The following is a 21,867-nucleotide window of genomic DNA, read 5'->3' as shown; positions in this document are numbered from 1 at the left end:
TTACATATGGATGTCTTTTAAACGTAATGATGCCAGTTCAAGCTGTCTGGGTATCGCAGTGCTGATGTTGTTTGGAATAAGCGACAGGTGTTGGGTAAGTTCGTTGTAATAGGCTATTCCAGCTTGCAGTTGTGCTTTGAATTTGGCTACATATTTTATCTTTTTATCGTTCATGATATTTTTATTGTCTGTGACATATTTTTGAATATGATCGATATAAAGGTTGAGTTCGTTAATTAAAATAAAAGGTCTGTTGTCATTTTCAAAAACCGAAATACGGCCATAGATGTGGTCGATCATTTCTCGCAAAGAATATTGTTTTTTGAACCAGACAAGATTTGGGCCTGGGCAGATGGATACAGCGGTCTGTTCTTTGCTCTTCTGGATATTGTACTTGAGATAGGCGGGTGCTGCGAGCCCTTCACAAAGACAGGTTTTCTCTGTAATGGCGTCGAAGGCTTTATCGTATTCTGCAACGGACAGGTTCTGTTTTTGTAGTTCCTGAATCTTTTGATGTTGATATACGCGTGATGCGGTGCAGATCGGTTTATCACTAAACTCTGTGTTCGAAATAAGGTATTCTTTTTTACAAGGGCTACCGGGACGTCCTTTTTTTATACGTTCCAATCGTAGGTACTCCGCGCCACTTTGTCTGAAATTGTTAAAGGGAATTCCCAAGGGAGATGCCCCACTACAGTAGAAGTCTTCTTGCTTGGCCGTTTCCAATGCTTTTAAGGTTTCTTGATCTACCGTGGTTGCTTCGGGAACCATCAGAAATGGGGATCCCCATCCTACGGCATCGAATCCATAATAGTTTAACAAGAACTGATGTTCTGAAGCAGTTCCCACACCTCCTTGAACTGTATATTTGATGATGGGGGGAGTTGTTAATGACCGTTCTTGGGAAGTCCAATATTCGTGGTATATCTCGAAAAGTTCGGTTTTCAAACTTTCTTTTTTCTCTTTAAACTCTTGAAGGATTGGCCCTAGAAGAAAACCATCGGTTGCGAAGGCATGACCACCGCAGTTCAAACCGGATTCTATTCTGAATTCAGATACCCATACACCACGTTTAGCGAGATATTTTGCCTGGATGAGCGCCGATCGAAAGTCACTTACTTTCAAAACGACTTTTTTGTCAAATAGACCTTCACTATTTGGGAAGAAAGCCGGTAATTCAGCGAGGTAAGCGTATAGGTGTGGATTCATCCCTGCGGAAAGAATAAGAGAGGAATGCAGTGTGGAATTTGCAAAACCACGTAAAGCTGCTGAAGCATCAGAATAACGTTGATCCAATAGGTTACCATCCTGGTAATTCATTTTATCGACTTTGGACATAATATTAACATCGATGTCTCCCGCTTTGAGGTAATTGATCAATAGATCTTGTAGCTCGGTTTTAATCGCGCGATTGCTTTCAATTTCCATCGCATGATAAATTGGTTTTGAAGGGTGTGAATCGGGTAGAAGCTGAAAATATTTGGTAAGTTCGGAATTTTCGGTAAAAGGTTGACGCTTTAAGGCCTCGATTTGCCTATTGACCACAAACTGTACAAGATTGAGATAGGCCGTAATTCTTTTTGCTCGGTAATCTTCTTCTGTTTTAGCGATTGGATGATAGGAGATTTGATATTGTCCGCAGTAATAGCGGCGCATGCGCTCGATGAGTTCATCGTCAACAATAGACATTACGGAGGAGATGCCGTATTGTGCGACCTTAAGTGCGGAGTCGATGGAGAAAGCTAAGCCTAATACGGGGATATGAAAAGTATGCGTCATTCTTAAATATTTCTTTTACGAAATAATGGAGAATAACGCTGAAAAAAAGTAACGATTGTTTTATCGGGAAATGATTGTAATCACTATTCAAATACAATTGTCTTGTAGTCGTTGCGCATCACACGATCTTCGCTAAGGAGACGAATTGCTCGGCTCAAAACAGCCTTTTCTATTTCTTTTCCGGCAGTTACCATATCTTTTACAGTATAGGTGTGGTTGACATGTCGTATATCCTGTACGATGATGGGGCCTTCATCGAGTTGGTCGGTAACGAAGTGCGCTGTGGCGCCGATGATCTTAACTCCTCTTGCATGAGCCTGCTTGTACGGGTTGGCACCAATAAAAGCGGGGAGAAATGAATGGTGTATGTTGACCAATTTATTCTCAAAGGTACTGACAAACTGAGGAGACAAGATCCGCATGAACTTCGCTAAAATAATATAATCGAAATTATAGTTTTGGATTTGTGCGATCAGTTGTTTTTCGAATGTTTCCTTTGTCAGGTTTTCATGCGAGATACAATGAAATGGGATATCGAACTTTTCCGTAAAGGAGCGTAGTGATTCATAGTTACCAATTACTGCCTGCACCTCCGCTCCCCATGTTTCGAAGTGTTGTCGTACGAGGATATCGGCAAGGCAGTGATGCTCTTTGGTCACGAGGACGACGATTTTTTTGCGGTTATTGGGGTTTATCTGTATCTGAGCGGATGGGGGAAGTACTTCGGCAAGGGAATCGGAAAGCTGTTTCTGCTCAGGCACGAGACCGTTACACACGACACGCACGAAGAATTTGTTGGCTTCTTCATCCACATATTCACGCATGGTGACAATATTGAGTTGATATTTTGCTAGCGTATTTGAGATGTTGGCGACCAATCCAACGGCATCTTGACATTGGATCAGAATTAAGGTTTGGTTGTGCATGAAAGGTGGTTGTAGGTTGCTAAAAAAGCGGGTTATTTTAACCCGCTTTTTTTGTTAGTTCTTCTTCAAGGTCAACTTCAACACGTAGATTTTCGACAATATGCTTTTGTCGGTCTGGTGTATTTTTGCCCATGTAATATTCTAATAACTGTTGAATTTTATTGTCTTTGGACAAGATAACCGGGTCAAGTCGGATATCTTTTCCGATAAATAATCCAAATTCGGAAGGTGATATCTCACCTAAACCTTTGAATCGGGTAATTTCAGGTTTAGCGCCTAATTTTGTGATTGCTTTTTGTCGTTCTTCATCGGAATAGCAATAGATCGTTTCCTTTTTGTTGCGGACACGGAAAAGTGGTGTCTGTAAGATGGAAACGTGGCCAGCTTTGACAAGGTCTGGAAAAAACTGCAAGAAAAATGTCAATAACAACAGACGGATGTGCATTCCATCGACGTCGGCATCGGTAGCGATTACGATATTGTTGTAGCGTAATCCATCGAGACCGTCTTCAATATTAAGCGCATGTTGTAAGAGGTTAAATTCTTCGTTTTCATAAACGATCTTTTTGGACATACCGTAGGAATTTAACGGTTTTCCTTTTAAACTGAAAACTGCTTGAGTCTGCACATCGCGCGATTTGGTAATGGAGCCAGATGCCGAATCCCCTTCAGTGATAAACAAAGTTGTTTCTTGGTTACGTTCATTTTTATCGCTGAAATGCACTTTACAGTCACGTAGTTTACGATTGTGCAAAGAGGCTTTCTTCGCTCTTTCGTTGGCGAGTTTTTTGATCCCGGCGATATCTTTACGTTCACGTTCAGACTGTAGAATACGTTTTTGAAGAGCATCTGCCGTAGCCGGATTTTTATGCAGGTAATCATCCAATGCTTTTTTGATAAAGTCACTAATGAACCCTCTTACTGTGGGACCTTCCGGACCGACACTCTGCGAGCCTAATTTAGTCTTGGTTTGAGATTCAAAAACAGGTTCCTGTACTTTGATAGCGATAGCACCAATGATCGAGGAACGAATATCCGATGCGTCAAATTCTTTTTTGTAGAACTCGCGGATTGTTTTGACAAGTGCTTCACGGAAGGCTGCCTGATGTGTTCCACCTTGTGTGGTATGCTGACCGTTTACAAACGAATAGTATTCTTCTCCGTACTGCTGACCATGTGTCATGGCAATTTCAATATCTTCACCACGGAGGTGAATGATCGGGTAGCGCATGGACTCGGCATCGATATTCCGTTCCAATAGGTCTTTTAGACCATGCTCGGAAATAAATTTCCGATTATTGAAATTAATGGTAAGACCAGAATTTAAGAAGACATAATTCCAGATCATGTTTTCTACAAATTCAAGTCTATATTTATAATTTCGAAAAATCGAATCGTCCGGATAAAATGTTACTGCTGTCCCATTTCGTTGCGTGGTATCTTTTTGTTCATCGTTGATTAATTCTCCGTTGGAGAATTGGGCGATGCGCGTTATATTTTGACGATATGACTGTACGGTAAACTGACTGGACAAAGCATTTACGGCTTTTGTACCGACACCATTTAAACCAACTGACTTTTGGAAAGCCTTACTATCATATTTACCACCTGTATTGATTTTAGAAACAACATCAACCACAGAACCAATTGGAATACCACGTCCATAATCGCGTACGGAAACTTTATTTTCGTTTACCGTGATATCAATAATTTTACCAGCGCCCATAACAAACTCATCAATCGAGTTGTCAACGACCTCTTTCAATAAAACATAGATACCATCATCATAGGCCGAACCGTCCCCCAATTTTCCAATGTACATTCCCGGACGAAGGCGAATATGCTCTTTCCAATCCAGGGACCTAATGCTGTCTTCGTTATATGTACTCATAAATTAATGTAGAACTTAGCTAACAAAAGTAAAAAAAATAAACTACGATAAGTAGTTTAAAAGGCTAAATTTTTTAGATATCGATAGTTTGCGTGCCGCCGGAGAAAATTGCTGGTTTGATGGGAAATGTTTACATTTAGTGTAAGTAATTGTAACGAGAATAATTTATGGGATTATTTGATAAAATCAGGAATGAGTTTGTCGATATTATCGAATGGGTCGATAATAGCACAGATACGATTGTGTGGAAGTTTCCACGGTATCAGAATGAAATAAAAATGGGTGCGCAGTTGACTGTGCGGGAAGGACAGGCTGCGGTATTTTTGAATGAAGGCGTGGTTGCGGATGTCTTTCAGCCTGGTCGCTATGAATTGACAACACAGAATATGCCGATCATGACAACCATCAGAGGCTGGAAATATGGGTTCAATAGCCCATTCAAAGCCGATGTCTATTTTGTCAACCTTCGACAATTTGTCAATCAGAAATGGGGAACCAAAAATCCGATTATGCTGCGGGATCCTGAATTTGGACCAATTCGACTTCGGGCTTTCGGTAATTTCTCTTTTCAGGTGAAGGACGTTACTGTTTTTATGAAACAGCTGGTTGCGACGACGCCTGTTTTTACTGTTGAAGATATCACAGAGCAGCTTCGAAATATTGCGGTATCGCGTGGGATGGATGCTATTGCTGAGTCGAAGATACCAGCCCTAGACCTCGCATCCAACTATGATGAAGTTTCGGCTTTGATACAACAAAAAATTGGGGTTGATTTTGATGAGTTGGGTTTGAGCTTAACGAAATTCTTAATCGAAAATATTTCATTCCCAGAAGAGGTGGAAAAAGCCCTTGATAAGCGAAGCAGTATGGGAGTCGTTGGTAATCTAGGGGCATATGCCCAATTTCAAGCCGCTAATTCCATGGAGAAAGCTGCTGAGAATCCCAATAGTGGGGGGATCGTAGGTGCTGGATTTGGTGCTGGGCTGGGAGCAGGAATGGTTGGTCAAATGGGTAATGTATTTCAGCAAAACAGTTTTGATGGGAATAATCCTACTGGTACGGGATCTGCTGCTGCTGGATCTGCAGGGCCTGTAGGACCGCCTCCATTGCCCAAAACGGTAGCTTATTACCTGGCCATTAAAGGTAAACAGGAAGGACCATTTGATCCGGAACAGCTGCGCGGTCTGATAAAAGATGGGACGATGACACTTGCCACCTTGGTTTGGAAAGAGGGACTTGAAAACTGGATTGAGGCTGAAAAGGTAGGCGAATTAAAGGATCTGTTTTCGCAGAACCCGCCACCGATACCAGGAGTTTAGGATAAAACGCACGACCGAGTTTTATGAGTTTTGAAGAAAAAACCTCCGAAATAGAGCAGGGGTTAAAATGCCAGGGCTGTGGTGCTATCTTGACTTATCAGCCTGGTACTTCCTATTTAGAGTGTTCCTATTGTGGAACTAGGAATGAAATAGCGGATCAGCTATCGGAAGATGGGCATATTGAATCTACAGATTATAAAGTTTTTGGACAAGCAATGGAAGGAGTCGCCGATGAGCGCTATAGCTATTTGGCTGAAGTTGTACATTGTAGTAACTGTGGCGCAAACTCGCGTTTGAATCCTCATGTTACGGCAGATTTATGTGCTTTTTGTGCTTCACCTTTGGTAATTGACCATCAGCAAAAGCGTATTGTAAAGCCACATGGTCTTGTTCCCTTTTCCGTTGATTACAAAAATGCTTTTGGGCTATTGACACAATGGGCCGGTAAGATATGGTTCGCTCCGAATGACTTTAAGCGAATTTTTAATTCAAGAAATGATCGTTTAAAAGGAGTGTATATACCATTTTGGTCCTATGATGCAGATGTACATTCTGATTACGTCGGGTCACGTGGAGAGTATTATTATGTGACGCGTACAAGACGCAATTCGGATGGTGAGACGGAAGAATACGAAGAAAGACGAACAAATTGGTATCCAGCTTCAGGTAGTATCTATAGTCAATTTAAGGATATTGTCATTTCGGGATCAACATCTCTTCCCGAAAAGTTCTCTGATAAAATCGGACCTTGGAATTTGGGCTACCTAAAACCTTTCAATGAGCAATATTTAAGTGGCTTTATCGCTGAAACTTTTAGTGTGGATCATGTAAAAGCGGCGGAGACTGCCCGGACTATAATGGATCGGGAAATCGAACGTCAGGTTGAGAATGACATCGGTGGTGATACACAGGATATTGATTCTATTGATAGCGATTTTAAATCCATTAAATTGAAGTATATTCTTTTACCTGTGTGGTTATCAGCTTATCAGTACAAAGGAAAGAGTTATCAGATCATGGTCAATGCATTTAACGGAAAAGTTTATGGACAACGACCTTATAGCTTTTGGAAAATCGCTTTTTTGGTATTGGCGATCATTATTGTTTTATATCTCTTGAGTTTTATGGGATAACAAAAAAGGTTATAAAAAAAGCGCTGTTCTCAATAAAAGAGAACAGCGCTTTTTTTATGCTAATCGTCTTGACTATTTGTTTAGTGAAAGTAGGAATCCGATCGTGAAATTGGCATCCCAATCAAATACGAAGGTGTCGCAATTGGTTGCATCTTTAATTGCTTTATAGATGTTGACACCGCTCTTTGTTTTTACTTTATCCGTTTTGTAAGATGCTGGATCGTTCAAAACCGTAAAACGCTCTTCACCTTGGCGTGTCTGCGATGCTAATTCAAAAGGAACCCCGCCTATAATAAAACAAACTTCTCTTTTATTTGAAGGAATTTTCTCGCCTAATTTTTTTACTTCTGTATAGACCGCATCATCTTTGAGGTCTTTTTCATAATATTTCGCACCAGGTGCTTCTACCGATTTTGTGTCACCGTCGATCCAGGAGATTTTGGTGTTACCGGAGCCAATATCAACAACAAATGAATTCTCTTCGTAAGCTTTCGGAAGAACCGATTTTAACGCTAATTTTCCTTCCTGCTCTGCTGTAACCAAGTTGACCACAAAGCCCATTTTTCTAAGTTCAGCACTGATAACTGAAGTTTTAGGTTCTTTCTGGGCTCCGGAGCTAATAACGAAATGTATGTTTTTGGATTTGACGCCTTTATCGAGCATCATGCCTATATAATCTTTTAATCCTTTACGGATGTCTTCCGTATTTGCCAATCCTTCGTAGGCAAATGACTTTCCAAAGTCTTTGGAAATGATCTCCCAGCGATTTTCTTTGTCCATATTGACGACAAAGGAATTGAAACCCGAAGCGCCCACTTCAACGACACCCTTGTATTCGCCGTCGACTGGTTTTTCGGGTTGATAGTTGAATGAACGAGTCGTTTCTGAGCCTGATGAAGGTGCGGCCGCATGACCATTATTGCTTGTTGAATCTGTTGTTTGGACTGTCGAATTAGCATCAAATTTGCCCGATTGAATGGCCCAATAACCGATTGCGAGAATAGGTAAGGCGATGATAATTGCTTTGATTGGCCATCTTAATCTTGCCCATGTTGATTTTTCTTCCATAATGTTCGTATAATAAGTTTGATTTTAGTTAATATTAATCGAGTAATGTAAATCCTTTATCTACTTTTTCTTCGGGTTTGAGTTCATAGCTGGCATCGGCCATTTGCGTTACGTTTAATACATTTAGATTACGTTCGTCAACTTTGCGGATAAACTCTTCCAGTTCACCTTGAGTAGGCGTGCCACCCACGGTGATGTTGTTGTTTTGATCCAAGAAATCAAGATTCGATCGGATAGAGGCAATATTTTGACTGATGGCACCTGTTGCTGCATTCATGGCCTCTTGAAATGCCCAGCCATCTTTAATATTGAACACATCGGCTAGGCCATCGGTGGCATTTTTCATCTTTTGAGTTGCTTCTAGCTTCTTGGAAATAATGGAAATGCTGCTATCTAAAGTGCTGACATAGATACGTGCTGCGCTTTCATTATCTTTTAGGACTTCCAATACTTTTGCAAATTGATTGGCATATTGGACATAACTGCGCGCATTTTGTTCTTCAGATTCACCTTCTTTTCCCAATAGAAATGCTTTGGTACGGGTTTCTTTGGCATCTCTTGCATAAGCATTTGCCTTCTCTGCATTATTTTTGCTCGTTTCCTCCTTTGATTTCTCGTCGAGATTGGCCGCTTCAGCGGTGAAACGTTTCGCATAAGTGTATTTTTCTTCTGCTGTTTTTTGAGCAGTTTCACCGCTTTGAATCATGTCGATGCGGACACCGTCTACATTGCTGATTTTTTCCTTTACACGTTTCAAGGTGTCTTTCGCATCTCTTGATAACAGTTGTAAGGTTTCTATGGGGTTATTTCTAATGATGGATTTTTCACCTTTAAAAAGTAGGACGGTACCCAGTCGGTGCAATAGCGCAATGATCTTTGGGGCTAGCAATAATAAGGTAATCAGGATTATACTGAATATCACAAAAAGAATACTTTTTCCGGCGTATTCCAGCATAATCGGTAAGTACTTGAAAAAAGCAAAGGCTCCACCAAGTAAAAGTGCCCAAAAGAAGATCGACGAAGCTGTCTTCTTCGCTTCTGGTGATTTTAATTGTGCAGGCAGATGATCGCCTAGTACTTGAAATATCGGAAGTTGCGTCTTTATCTCAGCGGGAATATTAACATACTGATCTTTTCTTTCCATTGATTTATTTTTATGTTATTGATTGATTAATCATCCGCAATGCAGTGTTGATTTCGGTGACCACCTCATCAACGGCCGCGTTGCCGATTTTTATTTTTTGTTCGATATCCTTAATTCTTGGTTCGTACTTTTCATTAATTTGTCCCAAAGCGAGCTGTTTTTTCTGTAGATCATCTTGCAATTTGGCGATATTCTCCGTTATTGTTTTGATTTCGGTGTTCAGATTTGCAATCTCCATGGTTCGGTCCTGTTCAGTCTTTTTCTTGTCAGCCTGTTTTTGTTCCGATTCTTTGGCAATGGTTTCTTTCAATTTATTAGCATAATTTGTGCCAGTTACAACCAGTTTATCTTTGGTCAACGAACTGTCTACAAATTTCAGTGAAGTATAGGCGGCTTTTAATGTGTTTTCCTCTACTTTTCCCATTGCAGCAGCAGCGTTCCATACTTCGAAAAAATCTACACCCTGTTCGTTGAGTTTTTCAAGAATGGCATAGACCTTTAATTTCATTTCTTTGAGATCGGTTGTTCCATCATTGGCTGTTATAGGGATTGGGGGCGGTGTTTTTCCAGTTGGAGCCTGGGCCGTCGGCGATGAATATGCCGGAGGTACCTGCGGTCTTTCAGGAGCGGCATTAGTGGTCGGAGCCGGTGGGGCTTGTACCGGCGGAGTTTGCTGCGGCTGATCGTCCTCAAAAATTAATTTCTTTAGACTGTTTAATATACTGGATCCTCTTTTAGTATCGTCGTTGCTCATCATGTCATAGTTGATTATATCTCTACTAAAATAATAAAAATTAATATTCTCTTCTAATGAATTGCGTTATGGAACACCTGAAATGGACGTGGGATGGGGGAGCTTGGATAAAAGGGATGAAATGCAAAGGAGGGAGAGTGAATCGGCAGCTATGGCACTTTATGTTTGGGGTAAAAACAAAAATTCCCAATTGTTGATTGGGAATCTTTGTTTTGGCGTTAACGGTCCTGTGGGACTATTATCTGCCAAAATCATCTTGTACGCGAACAATATCGTCTTCATCAGAAGGGTTGTTGGCATCTGTGTGCTGCCAGATCTCGGCTAAAATACCGAAGCCATCCAATCCAATTAAACGGTGACGTTGCCCTTGACGCAATCTAATCGTTTCGCCTTCTTTCAATGTTGAAACAACCGATTCTTCATCTGTGTCAGAAACCATAACGCCTACGTTACCTTGGATAACACGCCAGATTTCGGCACGACGGTGGTGATATTGCCATGAAAGTCTTTTCTCTGGTGCAACAATTAAAATTTTTGGACTTAATTTCCCTGAGATTCTTAATTCTTGTACATCCATTCCGCCGAAGTACTCATCGGCAAATTCTTGTGCTTGGGATTCGTCGATAACGAAAAATCCTCCCCAAGGGCGTGCAGCATCTGATTTATCAATACGAAAACCTTTGGATGTCAGCATTTCCTGTACTTTTTCAAACAATGCGATTTTATCTATAGCCATATTAAAAATTCTAAAAATTTGTTATTCGTTAATTCAGTTGCTAAATATAAAAAAAATTCATTAATATTTTAAGTTAACCGTTTTAGCTTTATCTAAATCCGTTATAATGGAGCTGTTTTGGATATCCCTAGCTATAATATGTCGCGTGAAGTTAAAAATGAAATTGCTAATTTTGTGATCAATCTAATTTCAGGATATGTCAAACTTTCAAGTCGATCGGGAAAATACTGCATTTATGCAGGCTGTTGCTTTTGTTAACCAAACGAACCAAAACATATTTATAACAGGAAAGGCTGGTACAGGAAAAACGACGTTCTTGAAGTATATCCGTGAGCATAGCTACAAGAAGATGGCTATTACGGCACCCACGGGCGTTGCTGCGATGAATGCGGGCGGAACCACTTTACATTCTTTATTTTGGCTTCCTTTTGGGACCTTTATTGAAGATTATGAGTTACGTTGGGACGAGCAGGATAGTCATATTTACAATAAATCACGTTTATTCAGTACGATTAAACTGACCAAGCAGCGCAGGGCTATCTTGCAGGAACTTGAGCTTTTGGTGATTGATGAGGTTTCAATGGTCCGTGCAGATACATTGGATGCGATTAATGTGATTCTGCAATCTGTTCGTCGCGATATGCGACCTTTTGGTGGTTTACAAGTATTGTTTATCGGAGATTTATATCAGTTGCCACCAGTAGTGAAAGATGCCGAATGGAATGTTTTACGGGATCATTATTCTTCTGTTTTCTTCTTTAACGCTAAAATTTTAAGGGATAATCCGTTGGTGATGTTAGAGCTTAATAAAATCTATCGTCAGCAAGATGAGGGTTTTATTTCCATATTGAATGCCATACGGAACAATCAGTGTACCAGTGATATGCTCACGACCTTAAATGGTTACTATCAGCAGGACTTTGTTCCAAATGAGGCGGAACAGTATATTACATTGACCTCCCATAATCGAAATGCTGATGAAATAAACGGGGCCAAGTTGGCATCATTATCAGGTAAAATGTTAAATCTTAAGGCTGTTGTCAAAGATGATTTTGCACAGGGTTCCTACCCTGCTGAAGAAACGTTATCTTTAAAAATAGGGGCACAGGTGATGTTTATTCGAAACGATTCGGGAGATGAACGTAAATATTACAATGGAAAGATTGGTACGGTAAAGGACATTGATACGGTGCAGGGTACAGTAACGGTTACATTTCCTGATGGGTCGGAATCTGTAACGGTAAAAAGGGAGACCTGGGAGAATATTCGGTATAATTATGATAAGGGGCAAGATCAGATTAAGGAGGAGATATTGGGGACATTTTCGCAATTTCCACTTCGACTGGCTTGGGCTATCACCATTCATAAAAGCCAGGGCTTAACTTTTCAAAAAGCAATCATCGACGCGGGGACCTCTTTTGCCGCGGGGCAGGTGTACGTCGCATTGAGCCGTTTAACGAGTTTAGACGGGCTTGTATTAAAATCGATCATCCCTTCTTATGCCATCCGTACCGATTACCAAGTTGTCGAATTTGCGCAGCGTACGCAGGGACAGGCTGATGTCAATGAGATTCTAGAACAATGCCAACGGAATTATCTTGGCCAGATTTTAATGCATGGTTTCCGTTGGGACGGTCTATTGGCCGAGACTTCGGAGCTGCTGAAATCACTTGAAGAGCGTAATATTGATGGAAAGGAACAAGCAGTACTATTTTTTCAACAATTGGTCAAGCACCTTCAGACCCAGGAGAAAGTTGCACATAAGTTTATTGTTGTATTGTATGATTTGTTGCGGGATAAAAACGCGATCGACTATGATGTAATTTGTGAACGTTCTACTGCTGCGGTCAATTGGTTTTTACCGAAAATGGATGTAGATCTGATTGATGCCTTAACCAAACATATCGAAGAGTATCAGATACGAAAACGTACGAAGAAATATATTGACGAGTTAAAAGCACTATTGCTTGATTACAAGCGAAAACGCGAGCAGTTGCAGCATTGTCTGCTTATTGCTGATACGCTTTCAAAACGGGAAGATTTTCAAACAGCGATGCTCGATGTTGCTGCCAGTGTGAAGACCAAAGAAAAAGACGAATTGGCTGCACAAAGTGCAGATGAAGAAGGATCTAAGAAGTTGGATACAAAGGAGATTTCCTTAGAAATGTTTAAGGATGGGATGAGCATTGCTGATATCGCTGTTAAGCGCGGGATGGTCGCTGGTACGATATATGGACATTTAATTAATTTTGTTGGTACGGAAGTGGAAGCAACAGAGTTGATCGAGCAGGATAAATTGGATCGTATTCTTGGTGTTATTCGTGCAAATCCGGATAAGTCTTCCTCGGAACTTAAAATGCTTTTGGGGGCAGATATTGATTATCCGGATATTAAAATTGGACAAAAAGTTTTGGGATTGTAGGCAATAAAAATTTATAGCGTATATTTGTAACAAATTGTGTGATATAGTTTGTTGAAAGCCCATTGATAACCTTAAGATTGCTTATGGAAGACAAGAAAGATCCTAACAAGTGGCTTGTGCTGACGACTATTTCAACCCAGATGGTTTTTACCATTTACGCATTTTATTTATTAGGGGATTGGCTGGACGGTAAGTTTCATGCTGAGAACCAATTATGGATGAAGATCTGTACCCTTGGAGGGATTGGAATTTCTCTATATCAAGTCATTAGACAAGTGAATCGATTAAACGATAGATGATAGTATATATAAAGCAGGCCCTTATTTTATTTTTTGTTGCGGTATTAATTTTTGCCGTTCATTTCTTTTTGTTAAAGTCTTTTGATGGTATACATTCCCTGGAAGATCTACATTTTCCATTGTATGAAATTTATATTTTTCAACTGATATTATCCGTGATCATCATGGTGGGGATAAGTTACTGTTCGCAGAAATTTCCGCAATATGTTGGTTTTGTTTTCTTGGGACTATTGACTTTAAAGTTTGTCCTAAATTATGTATATATCCATAATGGGTTGGCAAAACCGCAGGCTGATATTTTAAAATATAACTATTTGATCGTTGTCGTTTTATTCCTTTTTTACGATGTTATATTTGCTTACAAGGCTTTAAACAAATCCTAAGGGAGAAAACGATAGTTTTTTCAAAAAAATGTAATATTAAAGTAGCTTTTGTGCTTTATATGTAGTATTTTCGCAAAAAATTTTAAATAACATAATAGTAGTATCGTGAGTCTTAAAAGAACACTTCAATTTTTAGCAGTTATTCTGTTTGCAGTTGCGCCATTTTTAACAAAGGCGAATGAGGATGCACACGGAGAAAAATCGCAGGCTGAGGAAATCAATAGCCATATTGAGCATCACTTACAAGATGATTATTATTTTAGCTTCTTTTCGGATGAAGAGACAGGTAAACATTATGGTTTTTCATTGCCGGTAATTTTGATCGATAATGGCTTGAAAGTTTTTATGGCTTCGGCATTCGATCACGGTAATAAAGTTGCTGAGGTTGATGGTCAATATTATGCATTGTATCACGGAAAAATTTATAAGACTGATGCTACTGGTAATTTGACTGGTCATGAGTATCGTAAAAATGCTGATGGTAGCTATGTTATGGCTATAAATGAAGATGGAAAAGAAGAGAAAAAGGAATTTGAAACTTCCTATGTGATTGGTTCTCATGAAATTCATGATGCTGTCGATTTTCATCCTTCTGTAGCGATGCCTTTAGATTTTTCGATCACTAAAAGTGTTGTTGGTTTGTTTTTGGCTGCATTTTTAATGTTTTGGGCATTTATTAGTTTGGCTAAAACATATAAAAAAGGTGCTAACAATTTACCTAAAGGTGTTGGACGTGTATTGGAGCCTTTGGTTATCTATGTACGTGATGAGATGGCTATTCCAAACATTGGTCATCGTTACAAGGAATTCATGCCTTATTTATTGTCTGTATTCTTTTTGATTTGGATTTTAAACTTGGTTGGTTTAACACCACTAGGGTTTAACGTTACAGGAAACATTACAGTAACTTTATGTTTGGCTCTTTTTACATTCTTAATTGTGAATATCAAAGCAAACGCAAATTACTGGAAGCATATTTTTTGGATGCCAGGAGTTCCGGTTCCATTTAAATTTGTTTTAGCGCCAATTGAAGTATTGGGATTGTTTACAAAACCATTCTCTTTGATGGTACGTTTGTTTGCAAATATTACAGCTGGTCACACGGTCGTAATGGGACTGATTGCAATTGTTTATTTGTTGCAACACCAATTGACAGTAGTGGGTAGTATCGGTGTTTCCATGTTCTTGACAATCTTCTTGATGGTTATCGAATTATTGGTAGCATTCTTACAAGCATTTATTTTTACGATGTTGTCATCCTTATTTATTGGTATGGCTGTTGAAGAACATCACGATCATTAATTAGTAAATTTTTTAATTATTCAAATCATACATTATGTACAATTTAATTGGAGCCGGTTTAATCGTTATCGGTGCAGGTTTAGGTTTAGGTAAAATTGGTGGTTCTGCAATGGAAGCTATCGCTCGTCAACCAGAAGCAGCATCTAAAATCCAAACTGCAATGATTATCATTGGTGCCTTACTTGAAGGTTTAGCATTCGGTGCTTTATTATTAGGTAAATAGTCACAACGGTTTTATGGTATAACCTGTAACGGTTGGTTGCAGGTTATATTATTCCTGAATCTTAAAAAATAAGAATTATCATTATATAGTATAACAATGGATAAATTAATACATTCGTTTTCGTACGGTTTGTTTTTTTGGATGGTCATCGTCCTTGTGGTTATTATCTTTTTATTAGGTAAATTCGCATGGAAACCAATTGTTGATGCCCTAGACGAACGTGAAAAAGGTATTGCAAGTGCTTTGGAGGCTGCTGAAAAAGCTAAATTAGAAATGGCTCGTTTAACAAATGAGAACGAACAATTACTAAAAGAAGCTCGCGCAGAACGCGATGTTATCCTTAAGGAAGCAAAAGAACTTAAAGATAAGATTGTAGCCGAGGCAAAAACTCAGGCACAGGCTGAAGGTGCAAAATTGATTGCACAAGCAAAAATCGAGATCAACGAACAAAAGAACAAAGCTTTGGCTGAGGTTAAGTCTCAGGTTTCTTCTTTGTCTTTGGATATTGCTCGTAAAGTGTTAAACAAAGAATTTGAGGACCAAGGAAAGCAAGAAGCTTTAGTAGCAGATTTGCTTAATGACGTTAAATTGAACTAATCCGGTCACTCAAATTACGAAATAGAATTATGTCAGTATTTAAAGTAGCATCAAGATACGCTAAGTCATTAATCGACTTGGCTAGCGAGCAAGGCTCACTGGAGACAATCAAGGCGGATATGGATTCATTCATTGCTGTCTTAAAATCCAGTACAGAATTGCAAGCTGTTTTTGCCAATCCTATTGTTCCTTTGGACAAGAAGAAAAACATATTGGATGCGCTATTTAAAGATAAGATCAATCCAAATATCTTGGCATTCTTTAAGATCATGATCAACAAAGGTCGTGGCGAGATTGTATATGCCACTGCTCAAGAATTTATTCGTGAGTATAACGAGGTAAAAGGAATTGTGAAAGCTACAGTTACATCTGCAGCGCCGCTTTCTGAAGCTAATTTGGCAGCGATGAAAGATGTACTTGCGAAAGAAACCAACGCTCAAGTGATATTGATCAATAAAGTTGATCATAGTTTGATCGGTGGATTTGTAGTCAATATCGGCGATCGCCAAATTGATGCAAGTATTGCTGGTAAGTTGAATAAATTGGAAAGATATTTGAATCAGAATAATTAATTTGTTCTGATACTTGAAGTAAAATAAATCAAAAAACCCCTTATAATAATTAAAATGATAGAGGTAAGACCAGATGAAGTTTCGGCAATTCTAAGAGAGCAATTGTCGGGCTTTAAATCAGAAGCCGAACTAGAGGAAGTGGGTACCGTACTTGCTGTGGGTGACGGTATTGCTCGTATTTACGGCTTAACTAAAGTTCAGTCCGGTGAGTTGGTTGAATTTGATAACGGATTACAAGGTATTGTATTAAACTTAGAAGAAGACAACGTTGGTGTTGTACTTTTAGGTCCTTCTGATGAGATCAAAGAAGGAGATACTATTAAACGTACCAACCGTATTGCATCCATCAAAGTTGGTGAAGGCTTGTTGGGACGTGTTGTAAATACTTTAGGTCAACCAATCGATGGTAAAGGACCTATTCAAGGTGATTTGTATGAAATGCCTATCGAGCGTAAAGCTCCAGGTGTTATCTACCGTCAACCGGTAACTGAGCCATTACAAACAGGTATCAAAGCGATCGATGCGATGATTCCAGTTGGTCGTGGTCAACGTGAGTTGGTTATTGGTGACCGTCAAACAGGTAAAACAGCTGTTTGTATCGATACAATCTTGAACCAAAAAGAATTCTATGATGCAGGAGAACCTGTATTTTGTATCTACGTTGCCGTAGGCCAAAAGAATTCTACAGTTGCGAATATCGTGCGTACATTGGAAGAAAGAGGTGCTATGGCTTATACAGTAGTTGTTGCTGCATCTGCTGCTGACCCTGCTCCACTTCAGTTCTATGCGCCAATGGCAGGTGCTGCTATCGGAGAGTTTTTCCGTGATACAGGCCGTCCAGCATTGATCGTTTATGATGATTTGTCTAAACAAGCGGTAGCTTACCGTGAGGTTTCATTATTGTTACGTCGTCCACCGGGCCGCGAAGCATACCCAGGTGACGTATTTTATCTACACAGCCGTTTGTTGGAGCGTGCAGCGAAAATCAACTCTTCAGATGATATCGCACGCAATATGAATGATCTACCTGAATCGATCAAACACTTGGTGAAAGGTGGTGGTTCATTAACTGCGCTTCCGATCATTGAAACCCAAGCTGGTGACGTTTCAGCGTATATCCCAACCAACGTAATTTCAATTACAGATGGTCAGATCTTCTTGGAGTCTAACTTGTTTAACGCAGGTATCCGTCCAGCGATCAACGTAGGTATCTCTGTATCTCGTGTAGGTGGTAATGCGCAGATCAAACCGATGAAAAAGGTATCCGGTACATTAAAGTTGGATCAAGCTCAGTACCGTGAATTGGAAGCTTTTGCGAAATTCGGTTCTGATCTAGATGCTGCTACTAAATCTGTCTTGGATAAAGGTGTTCGTAACGTTGAGATCTTGAAACAAGGTCAATACTCTCCGGTTTCTGTTGAGAAGCAAGTGGCGATCATTTATATCGGAACTAAAGGTTTATTGCGTAATGTTCCTGTAAATAAAGTGAGAGAATTTGAAGAAGAATTCTTGACTCAATTGGAACAACGTCATCCAGAAGTATTGTCAGCTTTTAAAGCGAATAAGTTCTCCGATGAATTAACTGCAGTATTAGAAACAGTAGCTAAGGATTTAGCATCAAAATATTAATAGTAATGAGTATTTGGTATTGAGTCTATCGAAAAGGCTCGATACTCAATACTAGGTACTTAATACTTAAAACAAATATGGCAAATTTAAAAGAAGTAAGAAACCGGATTACCTCGGTATCATCAACACAGCAGATCACGAAAGCTATGAAAATGGTTTCGGCTGCTAAATTGAAGCGCGCTACTAACGCTATCTTACAATTGCGCCCATATGCGAATAAACTAAGAGATATTTTGGCGGATGTTTCTGCGAGTGTTGAGGGAAGTAACTCTCCTTTTACAGTAGACCGCGAGCCAAATAAAGTGTTGATCGTTGTTGTTTCTTCTAACAGAGGTTTGGCTGGAGCATTCAACGCAAATGTTATCAAAGCGACTAATAACTTGATCTTTAACAAATATGCCGAGCAACATGCAAAGGGTAATTTGAGTATCATTGGTATTGGTAAAAAGGGTTATGACTTCTACTCGAAACGTAACTTCAATATGGTAGCTAATCACTCTGATTTGTTTTCTGATTTAAATTTTGGTTCTGTATCTGTGGTGACTGAATTTATCATGGAACAATTCAAAGAAGGTAATTTTGATCGTGTTGAAGTGGTCTATAATCAGTTCAAAAATGCAGCAGTTCAAGAGTTGACTGCAGAGCAGATTTTACCATTATTACCTGCGGAGGAAAACAAGCAACATACGCATAAAGCAAAAATAGAAGCTGAGGTGGATTATATCATCGAGCCTTCCAAAGAGAAGATTATCGAAGAGTTGATTCCTAAAGCAATCAAGATTCAATTATACAAAGCTGTTTTAGATTCGAATGCCTCTGAGCATGGAGCACGTATGACGGCAATGGATAAAGCTACAGAGAATGCTGGTGACTTAATCAAATCACTTAAGCTATCTTACAACCAGGCACGTCAAGCTGCAATTACAACAGAATTGACGGAGATCGTATCTGGTGCAGCAGCATTATCAAACGGATAATTTTTTTATTCGGAAACACATAGAAAAAGGTGATAATCGAAAGATTATCACCTTTTTTGTTTTGCTTTTATGCTATCATGTTGGTCAACATGGGGGCGGAATAGGATGATATAAAAAATAACCTATTTTTGATGCTTGCTAAGATTGGAAGAAAATAAAACGATTTCGTTAAATTTTTGTAGCTTTAATCAATGACTTCGTGGTGAAATACGCCACACCTAATTATATGAAAATATTACTTTTGCTAATAAGCTTTGTTATCACTTCTTTAACTTTTGCCCAAGCACATTGGCAGGTACCGCAATACGATGAGATCAAGAAAGTAATTACTGCGGAAAACTCCGATAATAATTATGATAAATTACTAAGGAGATTCAACGATCTTGACACAACACTCAGCGATGAACATTATTTTGTATTGTATTATGGTCAATATTTTCAAGATAGCTATAAACCATCCAATAGCGGAAATAATTTGATTAAAAAAATGGGAAGGTCTGTTGATGAGAAAAGCTATCTTACATTTAAAGATTCATTGATTGCGACCAAACATTTATATCCGTTCGATTTGAGAGCACTCTCAATGGGGAGTGTTTTAGCACATAGGTTTGCTGATAACGAATTTGCTACTAAATTGGATAGACAGTTAATAGGCATACTAAAATCGATTTTCTCAACTGGGAATGGCAAATCACTTGAAACGGCCTTACACGTATTGAATGTTTCTGATGAATATGTTGTCTGTGATATATTGAATGTTTCAGTGACAGGTCAACGCACAGTTAAGAACTGTGATTTTTTAACTACTGAAAATACTCATGTTTTTGAGAAAGGCATTTATTTTAATATAGAAAAGATTTTTGAAGGATATGCGAAGTTATTTGGAAAGAAAGATAATCCGTAAGAGGAGCTTGATTTTGTGGTTTATAGGCTTTTTTTCTGTTCTCACGTTATTTTCTTGTACTTATAGCGTGAATAGTAAATTAACAAAATTGGACCTTGTAGAATCTTGTAAAAAGAATATGTATCAAAGTATCCCAATGTCTACTCCGGATTCTATTGTTACCGCGTACTGTCGTCGTTCTACAGAAAAACTGTTGAAAAACTATACAGTTTTGGAGATCGCTAAATCTAATTGGAATCCCAATAGTAAAGAAAGGAAGGAAATCACAAAATCGCTTGAACCCTGTCGTCAAGATTATATGAAAAAATTAAAAAAGCATTTTAAAGATAAGGGAGAGGAAGTGTTTATCGTCTCCCCAAAATAAATTAGCTACCATCGAATTAAGGCCGAGCCCCAGGTAAACCCTGCTCCAAAAGCTGCCAAGCATACGAGATCACCGTCTTTAATCTTTCCTTCTTCCCAAGCCTCGCATAGTGCTATCGGTACAGAGGCTGCAGTGGTATTCCCATATTTCTGAATATTGTTGAAAACCTGATCTTCCCTTAATCCAAGAGTTTTCTGTACAAATTGCGAAATGCGAAGATTGGCCTGATGTGGAATCAATAAATCGATATCACTGGTTTTTAAATTATTTTTTGCCAGCGCTTCATGAATGACCTCAGGAAATTTGACAACAGCTTTTTTGAAGACGGCCTGGCCATCCATATTTGGAAACGCAGTTCCATCTTCGAGCATCTCTTTGGTCATTAATAATCCGCCCAATTCCTGATCCGGCCAATTGGGCATTTTATCTAGCCAAATTCCACTGGAAGCTCCGGGGTAATACATCGCTAGCTTTTCGGCTTCGGCTCCATCTGAATGTAAGTGCGTGCTCAGGATTCCTTTGCCATTTTCGGTTGTAGGCTGCACAACTACTGCTCCAGCACCATCGCCGAAAATCACTGAAACGGCTCGTCCTCTCGTAGAAAAGTCAAGTGCAAAAGAATGTTTCTCCGAACCAACCACTAGTACATTTTTGTACATCCCTGTTTTGACAAATTGATCGGCAATAGAAAGCGCATATATAAAACCAGAACATTGGTTTCTAATATCCAGTGCCCCGACCTCCTTCATCTTCATTTCCCGTTGCAGTAGAACGGCGCAGCCCGGAAAATAATAATCTGGTGATAAGGTGGCAAAGATGATGAAGTCGACATCTTCAGGTGTAATATGGGCTCGTTCGATGGCAATTTTAGCTGCTTCGACCCCCATAGTGGTGGTGGTTTCGCCTATTCGGTCTGCATATCTACGTTCTTTAATGCCAGTTCGTTCTTGAATCCATTCGTCACTGGTATCCATAAAGCGTGTTAGGTCATTATTGGTATATACGTTTTTTGGGACGTAATAGCCAATTCCTGCAATTTTTGACTGAAACATAATAAATTCCTCTAATTGATTGTATTCTTCCCTTTTATATTATCGTTAATTTAGAAAAAAATATTCTATTTTTGCAGCATGGGTACCCAAACTGCTGAAGAAACCTTTACGTTAGAAGAGATATTAGCCTCTGTGAAAGAGTCTAATCGACTCATTTTGTGGAATGATGAAACCAATACGTTTGAACATGTGATTCATTGTCTCATCTATCATTTACAATATACCGAGAAGCAAGCTGAGAAGATTGCCTGGAAAGTACATACTGAAGGGAAATGTGCCGTATTGGAGGGTACTTATACGGAGATGGAAATCTATCGTAAAATTCTGAAAGCCGAGGGATTGACTGTTTCTGTGGAGTAATTTACTATTCTTTTGTTACCGTAATAATGTGGT

At 39.3% G+C, this 21,867-nt stretch carries 22 protein-coding genes; 14 read left to right on the top strand and 8 right to left on the bottom strand.

What is annotated here, in order from left to right; translation table 11 throughout:
* The 3 genes from ACHWSC_RS16805 to ACHWSC_RS16795 all read right to left on the bottom strand — a co-directional run bounded on the left by ACHWSC_RS16805 (position 1) and on the right by ACHWSC_RS16795 (position 4,596).
* Positions 1 to 1,779, bottom strand: a complete 1,779-nt coding sequence (locus ACHWSC_RS16805; protein WP_394677511.1) for a hypothetical protein — start codon at positions 1,777 to 1,779, stop codon at positions 1 to 3.
* A gap of 83 nt (positions 1,780 to 1,862) precedes the next feature.
* On the bottom strand, positions 1,863 to 2,705 hold the full coding sequence (gene purU, locus ACHWSC_RS16800) for a formyltetrahydrofolate deformylase (protein WP_120333217.1): 843 nt from the start codon (positions 2,703 to 2,705) through the stop codon (positions 1,863 to 1,865).
* Positions 2,706 to 2,742: 37 nt separating this feature from the next.
* Positions 2,743 to 4,596, bottom strand: coding sequence for a DNA topoisomerase IV subunit B (locus tag ACHWSC_RS16795; protein WP_394677510.1), 1,854 nt, complete (start codon positions 4,594 to 4,596; stop codon positions 2,743 to 2,745).
* Between the two features lie 167 nt (positions 4,597 to 4,763).
* Between ACHWSC_RS16795 and ACHWSC_RS16790 the strand changes: the two genes are divergently transcribed.
* Together ACHWSC_RS16790 and ACHWSC_RS16785 are read left to right on the top strand one after the other, a co-directional pair.
* Positions 4,764 to 5,915 carry an SPFH domain-containing protein gene (locus ACHWSC_RS16790; RefSeq protein ID WP_394677509.1) on the top strand — a complete coding sequence of 384 codons (1,152 nt, stop codon included), beginning with the start codon at positions 4,764 to 4,766 and terminating at the stop codon, positions 5,913 to 5,915.
* Between the two features lie 23 nt (positions 5,916 to 5,938).
* Positions 5,939 to 7,048 carry a hypothetical protein gene (locus ACHWSC_RS16785; RefSeq protein WP_394677508.1) on the top strand — a complete coding sequence of 370 codons (1,110 nt, stop codon included), beginning with the start codon at positions 5,939 to 5,941 and terminating at the stop codon, positions 7,046 to 7,048.
* Between the two features lie 72 nt (positions 7,049 to 7,120).
* On the opposite strand, the gene ACHWSC_RS16780 is transcribed toward ACHWSC_RS16785, so the two are convergent.
* From ACHWSC_RS16780 to ACHWSC_RS16765, 4 genes are all read right to left on the bottom strand, one after another.
* Positions 7,121 to 8,116, bottom strand: coding sequence for a hypothetical protein (locus ACHWSC_RS16780; protein ID WP_394677507.1), 996 nt, complete (start codon positions 8,114 to 8,116; stop codon positions 7,121 to 7,123).
* Between the two features lie 34 nt (positions 8,117 to 8,150).
* Complete coding sequence (locus ACHWSC_RS16775) at positions 8,151 to 9,260, bottom strand: hypothetical protein (protein ID WP_088162938.1); 1,110 nt, start codon at positions 9,258 to 9,260, stop codon at positions 8,151 to 8,153.
* A gap of 10 nt (positions 9,261 to 9,270) precedes the next feature.
* A complete protein-coding gene (locus ACHWSC_RS16770) occupies positions 9,271 to 10,017 on the bottom strand; it encodes a hypothetical protein (protein ID WP_120333222.1) in 747 nt (248 codons plus the stop codon).
* 235 nt (positions 10,018 to 10,252) lie between these two features.
* Positions 10,253 to 10,750, bottom strand: a complete 498-nt coding sequence (locus tag ACHWSC_RS16765; protein WP_046671961.1) for a cupin domain-containing protein — start codon at positions 10,748 to 10,750, stop codon at positions 10,253 to 10,255.
* Positions 10,751 to 10,946: 196 nt separating this feature from the next.
* Between ACHWSC_RS16765 and ACHWSC_RS16760 the strand changes: the two genes are divergently transcribed.
* The 11 genes from ACHWSC_RS16760 to ACHWSC_RS16710 all read left to right on the top strand — a co-directional run bounded on the left by ACHWSC_RS16760 (position 10,947) and on the right by ACHWSC_RS16710 (position 20,422).
* A complete protein-coding gene (locus tag ACHWSC_RS16760; RefSeq protein ID WP_120333223.1) occupies positions 10,947 to 13,172 on the top strand; it encodes a helix-turn-helix domain-containing protein in 2,226 nt (741 codons plus the stop codon).
* 83 nt (positions 13,173 to 13,255) lie between these two features.
* Positions 13,256 to 13,471, top strand: a complete 216-nt coding sequence (locus ACHWSC_RS16755) for an AtpZ/AtpI family protein (protein WP_120333224.1) — start codon at positions 13,256 to 13,258, stop codon at positions 13,469 to 13,471.
* Positions 13,468 to 13,854: a hypothetical protein gene (locus tag ACHWSC_RS16750; RefSeq protein ID WP_075994171.1), complete on the top strand. Its 387-nt coding sequence runs from the start codon at positions 13,468 to 13,470 to the stop codon at positions 13,852 to 13,854. The genes ACHWSC_RS16755 and ACHWSC_RS16750 overlap by 4 nt, the downstream gene beginning before the upstream one ends.
* A gap of 105 nt (positions 13,855 to 13,959) precedes the next feature.
* Entirely contained in the window at positions 13,960 to 15,156 is a 1,197-nt protein-coding gene (gene atpB, locus ACHWSC_RS16745; RefSeq protein WP_394677506.1) for a F0F1 ATP synthase subunit A, read from the top strand.
* Between the two features lie 34 nt (positions 15,157 to 15,190).
* Complete coding sequence (atpE, locus tag ACHWSC_RS16740; protein WP_021188666.1) at positions 15,191 to 15,379, top strand: ATP synthase F0 subunit C; 189 nt, start codon at positions 15,191 to 15,193, stop codon at positions 15,377 to 15,379.
* 96 nt (positions 15,380 to 15,475) lie between these two features.
* Entirely contained in the window at positions 15,476 to 15,976 is a 501-nt protein-coding gene (locus ACHWSC_RS16735) for a F0F1 ATP synthase subunit B (RefSeq protein ID WP_046671966.1), read from the top strand.
* 29 nt (positions 15,977 to 16,005) lie between these two features.
* Positions 16,006 to 16,548 (top strand): ATP synthase F1 subunit delta, encoded by a 543-nt coding sequence (gene atpH, locus ACHWSC_RS16730; RefSeq protein ID WP_075994169.1) that lies wholly within the window; start codon positions 16,006 to 16,008, stop codon positions 16,546 to 16,548.
* A gap of 54 nt (positions 16,549 to 16,602) precedes the next feature.
* A complete protein-coding gene (atpA, locus tag ACHWSC_RS16725) occupies positions 16,603 to 18,177 on the top strand; it encodes a F0F1 ATP synthase subunit alpha (RefSeq protein ID WP_075994168.1) in 1,575 nt (524 codons plus the stop codon).
* A gap of 77 nt (positions 18,178 to 18,254) precedes the next feature.
* A complete protein-coding gene (atpG, locus tag ACHWSC_RS16720) occupies positions 18,255 to 19,154 on the top strand; it encodes an ATP synthase F1 subunit gamma (RefSeq protein ID WP_120333225.1) in 900 nt (299 codons plus the stop codon).
* A 226-nt stretch (positions 19,155 to 19,380) separates the two neighbouring features.
* The gene (locus tag ACHWSC_RS16715; protein WP_394677505.1) at positions 19,381 to 20,058 is read left to right on the top strand and encodes a DUF4919 domain-containing protein; all 678 of its coding nucleotides are present in this window, start codon (positions 19,381 to 19,383) and stop codon (positions 20,056 to 20,058) included.
* A gap of 118 nt (positions 20,059 to 20,176) precedes the next feature.
* Positions 20,177 to 20,422 carry a hypothetical protein gene (locus tag ACHWSC_RS16710; protein WP_394677504.1) on the top strand — a complete coding sequence of 82 codons (246 nt, stop codon included), beginning with the start codon at positions 20,177 to 20,179 and terminating at the stop codon, positions 20,420 to 20,422.
* A gap of 5 nt (positions 20,423 to 20,427) precedes the next feature.
* Here the strand turns inward: ACHWSC_RS16710 and ACHWSC_RS16705 are convergent, their stop codons facing one another.
* The gene (locus tag ACHWSC_RS16705; protein WP_394677503.1) at positions 20,428 to 21,474 is read right to left on the bottom strand and encodes a 3-oxoacyl-ACP synthase III family protein; all 1,047 of its coding nucleotides are present in this window, start codon (positions 21,472 to 21,474) and stop codon (positions 20,428 to 20,430) included.
* 78 nt (positions 21,475 to 21,552) lie between these two features.
* Here ACHWSC_RS16705 and ACHWSC_RS16700 point away from each other — a divergent pair, with 78 nt between their 5' ends.
* Complete coding sequence (locus ACHWSC_RS16700) at positions 21,553 to 21,834, top strand: ATP-dependent Clp protease adaptor ClpS (RefSeq protein ID WP_046671971.1); 282 nt, start codon at positions 21,553 to 21,555, stop codon at positions 21,832 to 21,834.
* The last annotated feature ends 33 nt before the right edge of the window (positions 21,835 to 21,867 follow it).

Origin of the sequence: uncultured Sphingobacterium sp., assembly GCF_964277905.1 — a bacterium.
GTDB classification, from domain to species: domain Bacteria; phylum Bacteroidota; class Bacteroidia; order Sphingobacteriales; family Sphingobacteriaceae; genus Sphingobacterium; species Sphingobacterium siyangense.
Note: the sequence above shows the minus strand (reverse complement) of the source record. Positions and strands in the feature narration are given on the sequence as shown.